11 protein-coding genes and 1 tRNA gene are annotated in these 9,915 nt (G+C 60.0%); 2 read left to right on the top strand and 10 right to left on the bottom strand.

The window, feature by feature from the left end; all coding sequences use genetic code 11:
• Positions 1–368: 368 nt before the first annotated feature.
• Positions 369–445: transfer RNA gene (locus PMI35_RS29540), tRNA-Arg, on the top strand.
• 159 nt (positions 446–604) lie between these two features.
• Here the strand turns inward: PMI35_RS29540 and PMI35_RS29535 are convergent.
• From PMI35_RS29535 to PMI35_RS29510, 7 genes are all read right to left on the bottom strand, one after another.
• Complete coding sequence (locus PMI35_RS29535; RefSeq protein WP_008055048.1) at positions 605–886, bottom strand: BrnA antitoxin family protein; 282 nt, start codon at positions 884–886, stop codon at positions 605–607.
• A complete protein-coding gene (locus PMI35_RS33515; RefSeq protein WP_008055051.1) occupies positions 846–1,118 on the bottom strand; it encodes a BrnT family toxin in 273 nt (90 codons plus the stop codon). Before PMI35_RS33515 ends, PMI35_RS29535 begins: the two co-directional genes overlap by 41 nt.
• A 107-nt stretch (positions 1,119–1,225) precedes the next feature.
• Complete coding sequence (locus PMI35_RS29530) at positions 1,226–1,495, bottom strand: hypothetical protein (protein ID WP_177325064.1); 270 nt, start codon at positions 1,493–1,495, stop codon at positions 1,226–1,228.
• 20 nt (positions 1,496–1,515) lie between these two features.
• On the bottom strand, positions 1,516–2,145 hold the full coding sequence (locus PMI35_RS29525; RefSeq protein WP_008055055.1) for a hypothetical protein: 630 nt from the start codon (positions 2,143–2,145) through the stop codon (positions 1,516–1,518).
• Positions 2,142–2,723, bottom strand: a complete 582-nt coding sequence (locus PMI35_RS29520; RefSeq protein ID WP_442967301.1) for an RNA polymerase sigma factor — start codon at positions 2,721–2,723, stop codon at positions 2,142–2,144. Before PMI35_RS29520 ends, PMI35_RS29525 begins: the two co-directional genes overlap by 4 nt.
• Positions 2,724–2,752: 29 nt before the next feature.
• Entirely contained in the window at positions 2,753–4,465 is a 1,713-nt protein-coding gene (locus PMI35_RS29515; RefSeq protein WP_008055058.1) for a vWA domain-containing protein, read from the bottom strand.
• An 85-nt stretch (positions 4,466–4,550) separates the two neighbouring features.
• Positions 4,551–5,114, bottom strand: a complete 564-nt coding sequence (locus tag PMI35_RS29510) for a YbhB/YbcL family Raf kinase inhibitor-like protein (protein WP_008055061.1) — start codon at positions 5,112–5,114, stop codon at positions 4,551–4,553.
• Positions 5,115–5,254: 140 nt separating this feature from the next.
• Here PMI35_RS29510 and PMI35_RS29505 point away from each other — a divergent pair, with 140 nt between their 5' ends.
• Positions 5,255–6,778 carry an apoptosis inducing factor family protein gene (locus PMI35_RS29505; protein WP_008055062.1) on the top strand — a complete coding sequence of 508 codons (1,524 nt, stop codon included), beginning with the start codon at positions 5,255–5,257 and terminating at the stop codon, positions 6,776–6,778.
• A 105-nt stretch (positions 6,779–6,883) separates the two neighbouring features.
• Here the strand turns inward: PMI35_RS29505 and PMI35_RS29500 are convergent, their stop codons facing one another.
• The 3 genes from PMI35_RS29500 to PMI35_RS29490 form a co-directional block, all read right to left on the bottom strand.
• Complete coding sequence (locus PMI35_RS29500) at positions 6,884–8,395, bottom strand: YdgA family protein (RefSeq protein WP_008055063.1); 1,512 nt, start codon at positions 8,393–8,395, stop codon at positions 6,884–6,886.
• Between the two features lie 236 nt (positions 8,396–8,631).
• On the bottom strand, positions 8,632–9,270 hold the full coding sequence (locus tag PMI35_RS29495; RefSeq protein ID WP_008055065.1) for a hypothetical protein: 639 nt from the start codon (positions 9,268–9,270) through the stop codon (positions 8,632–8,634).
• Positions 9,271–9,363: 93 nt separating this feature from the next.
• A partial coding sequence (locus tag PMI35_RS29490; RefSeq protein ID WP_008055067.1) for a TolC family protein occupies positions 9,364–9,915 on the bottom strand: 552 nt, incomplete at its 5' end.

Genomic DNA, 9,915 nt, shown 5'->3' on the forward strand with positions numbered 1-9,915 from the left:
CTGGGTGTCTTTAAGCTGCATGTCGGCTTTCCTTAACAGCACCGCGCACGCGCGGAGCAAATTATGATTGTAGAAAGGCGCCTCAGTAGGCTGCCGTCAGGGAAATCATTCACCGGGCTGAAGCACATAAATAGCGCACTGATTCAAATCGTGCGGTTCAGCACCCAGACAAGAGCGTTTGAAATCTCAAACGAATCCTAGGATCAAAGGGGGTAAAGGACAATAGCCTGTTCGAAAAAAAGAACGAAAACGCCGCATTTGCTGCTATTTTCTGATCAACGTAGCAAACACAGGTTACGCTTTTAAAAAACGCAAGCGATTCAGCAGCATGGACGCCCGCATTGCATATGCGTATCATGGCGCCCGCTGCACCAGTAGCTCAGCTGGATAGAGTACTGCCCTCCGAAGGCAGGGGTCGTGGGTTCGAATCCCGCCTGGTGCACCATACGTAGAAACGAGAAAGCCTCAGGCCGTAGGGTCTGGGGCTTTTTTGTGGGTGTCGTCTACAGGATTTCAGTGAGTGCATCACATTTTTTGTGAGCTGACGGTAAGCCGGTTGCTCCGCGTTAATGCTCGCCGCTGAGGGGGCGAGGCGCACCCGTGGTTACGCCTTCAATTCACTGGGCGTGTGCGTTTTGAGCCAGTCGGCCAGGGCGGCGTTCATACGTGTTTGCCAGCCTGGCCCCGAGGCCTTGAACTGCGCCAGCACGTCAGCTTCAAGCCGGATCGTAATCCGTTCACGCACTACATCCGCCTTTGGCCTGCCGCGCCGAACAAGGCGAGCGCCCTTGAATTCGTCGGCGTGCTCAAAGAAAGCATCTGTGAGTTCCGGTGCATCATCTGGGTCAACCCAGACGGCTTCGGTATTGAGTTTGTTCGCGCTCATTGGCTTTCCTCATGGAGATGATGCGGCGAGCCTCGCCGCGAGGCGTCCAGACCATTACAACCATTCGACCGATCAAAAGGCCAACGGTGATAAATCGGACCTCTCCGTATTCCTGTCGCGCGTCCTCGGCGGTGAAGTGGTGACCGGCAAAGACGGCAGCAGCGTCGGCAAAATCAACCCCACGCTCGATCAGGGTCTTGTCACGCTTGGCAGGATCGAAGGTTATTTGCATTGATTTATTGTATGCACACTAAATCAGGCATGCAAGGTATTTCCGTCATGACATTAATAAGGGCGTCGGTAGTGCCCCTAATAAAAAAACCGCCGAAGCGGTTTTTTTCATTCTGTCGTCCAGTCAAACTCGTCGTATTCATCATCCTCATCGTCCTCGAATTCTTCCTCTTCAAGAACGTCCTCTTCCTCAGCATCCCCCTCTTCCTGCTGGTTCAGTAGAAAATCCTTACGACTTTCAGTGATTGCTCGCCGTAATTCCTCGCCCTTTTCCGGGCAGTTGAGCATTTGGGCGATGCGGTCGATTTTTTTTGTCACGGCATCCTCCAACGCATCGACTATGGCCCGATAGTGCGCGCTTTCGGGCCTTGATGCCAAATTGTCGAGCGTTATGCCGGTCAGTTTTTCTGTAGGTCCTTGAGTCGGGCGGTGAGGTTTTCGTCGGGGAAGTGTTTTTGCAAGTCGGCCAGCAGTTTATCGGCGGCTTGCTTGTGTCCGTCTTTTTGCAGGCGGAGCACTTCACGCAATTGTTCATTTAGGGATTTCACCGGGGCCGCGGCGCGCTTGCTGGCTTTGGCTTCGTCCGCCATGTCGGCACTGAAGGATTCTGCTTGCGCCGGGGCCATCGATTCCGCCATGGGTGCGGCGGGAGCAGGGGCGGAGAGCGCGCCAACCGGGGCCTTCAGGGAACGGGCCGCCGCTGGCGGCGCTACTTCGGCTTCCTGTTTGGCGATCGGTGCCGAGGCTTTGGGCGCGGGCGCGAAGTTGTAGCCTGGCACTTGCTCAGGTGTGCGTTGCACCAGCGAGAGCATCAGCGCGATGCCAACGAGGCTGGCGAATGCCACTTGCCAGCGGGGTTGCTGGCAGGCGCGAATCCAGCGTTGCCACAGGCCTGGCTTCGGCGTGGGCACGGCGTTGCGTGCGGCGGCCAGTATCAAGGCGTCGAGATGCGCCGGTGGTTCGCCGGTGGCCTGCTCGCGGTAATGTTCGAGCGTTTGGTGTTCCGTGGTGTGCTTGGCGTCAGTCATGTCAGTACCTCCTCGGCCAGCAGCCGACGCAGTTTTTGCTGGGCGTAACGCAAGCGGCTCTTGACGGTTTCCAGCGGTGTTTCGGTGAGGGTGGCGATCTGTGGCAAATCGAGATCGCTGTAGGCGCGCAGCAGGAACACTTCGCGCTGGTCGGCCGGCAAGGCTTGCAGGGCGGCTTCGAGGCGCTGGCTGTCGCGGCTCAGGCTCAGCAGCTGCTCAGGGTCGGCCGCCTCGTCGGGCAGGGCATGGGCCTGTTCGTCGTAGCTGTCGTGCAGCGGTTGATGGGCGCCGTGTTTGCGCCAGTGATCGATCAAGCGGTTGCGGGCAATCTGGTAGAGCCAGGTACGAAAAGTCGCCCGACCTTGTGGCTGACTGCCGCTGCGGATCAAGCTCAACCAGGTTTCCTGGTAGACCTCCTCGGCGAGTTCAGCCCTGCCACTCAACCCCAGCAGAAATCGGTACAACCCCTGGCGATGGCGCGCGTACAGAATCTCGAACGCCGCACCGTCGCCCTCGCGATAACGGGCCAGCAGCGATTCGTCGCTGCTGGCCTCAAGGCTGCTTGCCGGTGCAAACAGCTGGCTGATGAACCCCTTTAATCGGCTCACTATTCAATCCGTCGTTCGGTGGCAGTTGGATTCGACGCCGTGGTGGTGCGCAGGCTCTGCGCCAGTTCCACCAATTGTATGAACTCGCTGCGCAGGCCGAAGCGGTCATCGCCCCGAGCGCCACGGGCCAGCGCTTCAGTGTCCTTGAGGCTGAATTCGCCGGTGTAGCGTCCATCCTTGAGTTGTTGGGAAAACGCTGCCACTGCCGCGGCAAAACGCAGGTCATCGCTGGCCTTGCCATTCGGGGAGTCAACGATCGGGCGCTCGATCAGGCGACTGTTGCCACCTTCCGGCAATTGATAACGCACACGCAGCATCGCCAATTCGCCCTGTTTTTCGGAAACAGCGGCGCCCGGTTGAGCGTAGCGCAGCGGCTCCAGCCAACCCTTCTCACCCTTGGGGACAATTTCGTACAACGCAGTCACTGTGTGCCCTGCACCGATTTCACCGGCATCAACCTTGTCATTGCTGAAATCCTCACGCTTCAATGCACGGTTTTCATAACCCAGCAGGCGATATTCGCTGACGTGCGCGGGGTTGAATTCCACTTGCAGCTTGACGTTTTTCGCCACGACGGCAAGGGTCGAGCCGAGTTGATCCACCAGCACCTTGCGCGCCTCACGCAGGTTGTCGATGTAGGCGTAGTTGCCATCGCCGGCATCGGCCAGTTGCTCCATCAGGTGTTCATTGTAGTTATCCACACCGAAACCCAGGGTGGTCAGGGATACGCCCGTCTTGCGTTTATCCACAGCCATTTGCTTGAGGCTGTCGAAGTCGCTGACGCCAACATTGAAGTCACCGTCCGTGGCCAGCAGCACACGGTTGATGCCCTTGGGGATAAATGCCTGTTGCGCCTGTTGATAAGCCAGTTCGATGCCCGAGGCTCCGGCGGTGGAGCCGCCCGCGGTCAATTGGTCGATGGCTGTACGAATCTTCGCTTTTTCCCGTCCGGAAGTGGATTCGAGTACCACGCGCGATTCCCCGGCGTAGACCACCAACGAAACCCGATCCTGTTCACGCAGTTGATCGACCAGCAGTTTCAGGGTGCTTTTGACCAACGGCAGGCCCTCGCGGCGATCCATCGAGCCGGAAACGTCCACCAGGAACACCAGGTTCGCCGGCGCCAGTTCCGCGACCGCGCGATCCGAAGCCTTGATGCCGATGCGCAACAAGCGCGTGTGCGGGTTCCAGGGTGACGCTGCCAGCTCCGTGGTCACACCGAAGGGCGAGCCGTCGGTGGGCAAGGCGTAGTCGTAAGGGAAGTAATTGACCATCTCTTCCAGCCGCACCGCCCCTTCCGGTGGCAGTCGCCCCTGGTTGAGCAAACGGCGGACATTCGCGTAAGCGCCCGTGTCGACGTCGGCGCTGAAGGTCGAGACCGGCGCCTGGGCGACGCTGTGGATCGGGTTATCCGTGAGGGCCTGATATTGCTCGCGCTGCTCGTCGCGATAACCCTGTGGATAAGCCTCTCCGGCAGGCATTGGCGCGAAACTGGTCATGGGCGCCGCGCCTACGCTGCGTTTAGCCACCGCGGCATCAGCCATGGCGGTTTCATGTTGCACCAAGGCTTCGCTTTTCAGCTCAGCCTGAGCCGGTGGCGGTACCGTTGCAGACTCAGGCTTCGAAGAAACGCCGCAACCGGCAATCGCCAGCAACAGCCCGGCGGTGAAACCCTGGGCGACCGGACGTAGAACATGCAGAGGGAGAGACATGGGGCTGACCTCAGGAGGAATTTGATCCATTCATCCTGTGAGACGGACAGCCCGATCGGTTCGGGTTAACCCGCGCGAAAAAATTTTAGCGGTGGTAACGCCGGACCACGCTGCTGTTTTTCAGCACATGACCTTTGATTTTCTCCAGCAGCTGGGTGCGCGTCAGGCCGGCTGGCAGGGCATCCGGGGCCAGGTCCAGGGCGAAGATCTGGATGATGTAATGATGCGCGCTGTCGCCAACGGGTGGGCAAGGACCGACGTACCCCGTAGTGCCTTTGCTGTTGGTGCCGCCGACACCCTCGAGCCCGGATTTTGTGCCGACACCTGCCGGAATCTGGTGAGTGCCGGCCTTGATGCCGTAATGCACCCAATTGTCGACGCCCTGGCCTTTTTGGCCATCCGGGTCGTGCATGACGATGGCGTAGCTGAGCGTGCCTGCAGGGCCCGCGCTCCAGTTCAGCGCCGGCGAAACATTGTGTCCGCCACAACCCTGGGCGTCGCTGGCGGCGGCCGAGGTGAACAATCGGTCATCCGAGACGCCCGGGATGTTCAGAGTGAAATGTTCCTGGGCCGCCTGCGCCGGAAATTGCACGCAAAGGGCGACTGCTACGGCCGCCAGCCAAGGGGTCAGAGAGGTCAATCGGGTCATACCGGGAGTACCTGGTGCGGGTGGGGCCGAGGTCGGCGAGCAAACTATAGCCGGACCGTTCGCGCGGTGGCAGTGGGAATTGGCTGAACCTCGAATTAAGCGCCAGACTCTTAATTGAAACGCCTGTCTGGAGAGCGATCATGACCCTGCATCGCGTTGCCCGTCTCGCTGATATACCCGAAGACCGTGGCCTGGAAGTCAGCATCCAGGACAGCAAGATCCTCCTACTGAAAGTCGGCGATCAAGTGCGCGCCTATCAGGGCGAATGCCCGCATGCCGGCGCGCCGCTGGTCGAAGGCGCGCTCTGCCATGGGCGGCTGACATGTCCATGGCACAAGGGCCAGTTTCGGATCGAGGACGGCGGACTGTGTGAACCGCCCGCCCTGGACAGCCTCAAGCGCTACCCTCTTGAAGTGCGCGGGGACGAAGTCTGGGTCGACGATCAGCCACTGCGGGACGCCCACACGCCACCGGCCGATGACGAGCGCACCTTTGTGATTGTCGGTGCGGGTGCCGCGGGCACGGCGGCGGCATCGGCCCTGCGCGAAATGGGCTTTGGTGGACGGGTGCTGTTGATCGACCGTGAAACCGGCGCCGGGTACGACCGCACGGTACTGAGCAAATTCGTGATTGCCGGTGAGACGCCGCTGGAAGAAATCCCGCCCCTGCGCGAGGAAGACTTTTATCGCGAGCAAAGAGTCGAGCGAATCAACGCTGAAGTGGCGAGCCTGGATGCGGCGAACAAAACACTGCGACTGGTCGACGGCCAATCGCTGAACTACGACGCCGCATTGCTGGCGACAGGCGGCATCCCCGATCGACTGCAATTGCCCGGCGCGGACCTGCCGCAGGTGTTCGTCTTGCGTTCCAAGGCAGATGCGCAACAGATTCTGCAGACCGCCAAGGCCGGTCAGCGGGCGGTGATCATCGGCGACAGTTTTATCGCCATGGAGTCTGCTTCCTCCCTGCGCCAATACGGCCTGGAGGTCACGGTTCTGGCGCGCCATCCGGTGCCTTTTGCCAAACAGTTCGGCGACAGCGTCGGCAAGGCGATCCTGGCCCTGCACCAGGCCAACGGCGTGGTGTACCGATCCGAGGGGCAGGCAGCGCAGATCGAAGGAACGACGCGAGTCGAAGCGGTGCGCCTGGATAATGATCAGCGTTTGCCGGCGGACCTGGTGCTGGTCGGAATTGGCGTCACCCCCGCCACTGCGCCCTTTGCCGATCTGCCGAAGGAAAAGGACCAGTCGCTGCTGGTCGACGGCGGGATGCGCGTAGCCGACGGACTCTGGGCGGCTGGCGATATCGCGACGTTCACACTCAACGGCCAGCCCCAGCGCATCGAGCACTGGCGCCTGGCGCAACAACAGGCGCGGATCGCGGCGGCAAACATGCTCGGTGGCGATGAACATTACCTCGACGTGCCGTATTTCTGGACCTGGCACTTTGGCAAAAACTACGACTACCTGGGCCACGCGCAAGCCTGGGACGAGGTTGAGTTCAAGGGTGATCCTGACAACCCGCCATTTATTGGTCTGTTTGGTAAAAATGGCGTGGTGACGGCGGCCGTGGCCTGTGATGAAGAGCGCACGATGGCGATGCTTGCCGAGCGGATGAAGCAGCCGTTGTCCGTGGATGAGGCGTGGCGGCTGATCCGCGGTTAAAGTGGACCTGTAGGAGCTGCCGCAGGCTGCGATCTTTTGATTTTTGGCGTCAGTTGTATCGCCGAAGATCAAAAGATCGCAGCCTGCGGCAGCTCCTACACGGGTTTAGGGCTCCTGGACTACACCAGGGCTACTGAACTTGCTCATCAGGAAACCGACAAACTCCTCGACGGTCATTTTCTGGCCGTTGAATTCCACCTGGTTATTGGCGAAGTGCAGTTGGGCGATGACGTTGTTGCCGTCCAGTTTCGCCAATTGCGAGCCGACCGCCATGCCGCTGAACATATCGGCGGTGGCAGTAGCCTGATCGGCAATGAGCTTGGTGTCGGTCTGGCCGTCGATTTGCGACTGCACGCTGAGTATGTCGACGAGCATCGGCTTGGACACTTTCAGGTTGACGTCCAGCAGCGCGATCATCTGGCGGACCAACTGGTCGGCCGGCAGGTCGATCGATTGCGGCTTGGTCAGGTCAAGCACCAGGTTGGCACGACTTTCGCCATTGGCGGTGTTGAACGACAGGTTCTCCAAGGCCACCTGCGGGCCGGCCGCCAACAATTGTTCCAGGCCGGTTTTAAGCTGCGCTTCTTCTGCCGGGGTCAGGTTCAGCTCGGGGACCGGTTGACCGGCTTCGGCAGCCTCGGCTGCAGCCTGCTCATAGGGCTGCAATTTGGTCTGGTAGATCTGCATCAGCGACAACGTCGCCGGGATGTCGAGGTTCTTCAGGCTCATGGCCAGTTGGGCGGAACCCACAGCCTTGCCGTTCAGGGACACTTCACCGACCTTGTAGTCGGCGCGCCCGGAAGCGCTGGTGCCTGACTCCTCGGTATGGTTCTTCATTTCGAAATTCTTCAGGCCCAGCACCGACTGTTTGGGGCCAAAGGTGGTTTTACTGTTGCTCAGCTCAACGGTGTTATCGCCGGTGTAATAGCCGTAGGTGCTTTTTGTCAGGTTGCTGGCCAGGGTGAGACCGCTCAACTCGACCTGCACCGGTGCCTGGTCTTCGGAAACCGTGGTCAGATTGAGGCTGTCCATGTAGCCGTCGGCCTTGACCTTCTGCGCCTGGGCGCTGGCCGCGACATCAACCTTCAGACCGGAAAATTTCAGGCTGGACTTGTCATCCAGTGCAGTTTCCAGCGGCAGCAATTCGAGCGTGCCGTTGGTGGAATTGTCGTAGCCAATATTGACCACGCCTTTGAGCGGCGAAGCGTCCTTGGTGGCGGCGAACCATTTTTCCGTGAGCGGGGTCTTTTCCAGTTCGTAGTGACTGGTGGCCATGACCGGCAACCACTTCAGCGACACCAGGCGCGAGAACGGCAGCGGGCCGTGTTCGATGTGGTCGGTAAACAGCAACTCGACCGGAGCCTCGCCGAACATTTCGCCTTCACCCTTGAGGCGGTAATGCGCAGTGCTGCTGAACACATGGCGTTCCAGGGACACCAGCTCCAGCGAGGCCGTGCCTTTGTAACCGACCATCGCAGCCTGCAATTGCTTGTTGGCATCCGCCAGGGAGGTGTTGAGCACACCTTCGATTTTGGTGCCGGTGAACCAAGCTCCGCCGGCGCTGATCGCACCAATGGCGACAACGATTCCCAGGAGCACGCCTGCTGATTTATTCATGAATGACCCGTTCAATGTCCGTTGTTGAGGTGTGGTCGTCTTCCCTGAACCCATGACGGGTTGTGGTCACGACTGCGCTGAAAGTGGGGTGCAGATTAGCATCAGGCACGACGGGCGGCCCAATGGATAAAGGTGAAAAAGTGTCGCCTGAAAAAAAGATCGCAGCCTTCGGCAGCTCCTACAGGGGCAATGCGAATCTCCTGTAGGAGCTGCCGAAGGCTGCGATGTTTAAGCGATCAGGAATACTGAACCTCGATCTCATCAAGCTGATGATCAAAGGTTTTCAGCCGCGCCGTCCAGGTGTAGATCAACACTTCGAAATCCCGGTTGATCACCGCCCCACCTGTCACTTCCCCCCCGCGCGGGTCGCAGAAGTCCAGCTGATAGCGCTCGCGGGCCATGGCTGTGGCGACGTCAGCCAGCTCGCGGGCATTGTTGAGCCAGTGCCGACCGTCGTCGGCCACTTGTTTGTCCAGCTCAAGGCATTGCTTTTTCAAGCTCTCGAGGCTTTTTTCCAGCGGTGTGCCCGTGAGCTCGCCCATGACTTCCTGGAAGGTCCTGCCCGGTTGCCAGTAGCTGCCCCAGAAATACCGGTCGAAGACCGATTCGACACGCCGTAGCGCCACCTTGGTGTCCCAGATCATCACCAGGGTCTTGCCTTGTTCCAGCTGTCTTTTTTTGATTCGCTGGCCCTGGACCGAGGCCCAGGCCACCACCGAAATGGACATCACGGCGATCAACAGTGCGACGCTATCGAGGAACGTCAGCGCCGTGTCGATCTGGTGGGCCAGCATAATGCCGTAGAAATAGGTGCCCGTGAGCAGCACTAACGCCACAACGGCGCACCAGAAGCCGAGAGCATAAGGGTTTTTCATTATTGGTTTCCCCATGACCTGCGCATGCCTTGTGCGAATCCAGGGCGCTTTTTCACGAACGCCCGTTCAACACTTCAAAGCATAGCAACGGCCTCAGGGTTTGCCGGAGTTCGACGCTTGCGTTCGTCCGCTTTCCCAACCGCCGCCCAGGGCGAGGAACAAATCGATCTGGCTGATGGCAACCTGAGTGTTGGCAGCGGCCAGTTGCGCGGTGACGTCGATGTAGGTGCGGGTCGCCTGCAGGTCCGCCAGGAACGAGGCGCGACCGGCCTGGAAGAAGCGATGGGTCTGGTCGGCGGCGAGCTTCGCCGACTGCTCGGCGTCCGCCAGGGCCTCACGGCGTTGCAGCAAGGCGGTGTACTGGGCCAGGCCGGTCTGGGTTTCACGAATGGCGTTGAGTACCACGCCATCGAAATGCGCCAGCGTGGCCTGGGTCACCGCTTCAGCCTCGCGAATTCGCGCCCGGGCGCCGTTGGTCGGCACGTTCCAGGTCAGCGACGGGCCAAAACCCCAACGGTTGGTGGACGGCTCGCCGAGGTTTTCCAGGATTCCGACCGTACCGATGGTCGCGCCGATGCGGATGTCCGGGTACAGCTCACCGGTGGCGATGCCGATACCGGCGGTCGCGGCTGCCAGTCGACGTTC

It is taken from the genome of Pseudomonas sp. GM78 (assembly GCF_000282475.1).
Classification (GTDB): Bacteria; Pseudomonadota; Gammaproteobacteria; order Pseudomonadales; family Pseudomonadaceae; genus Aquipseudomonas.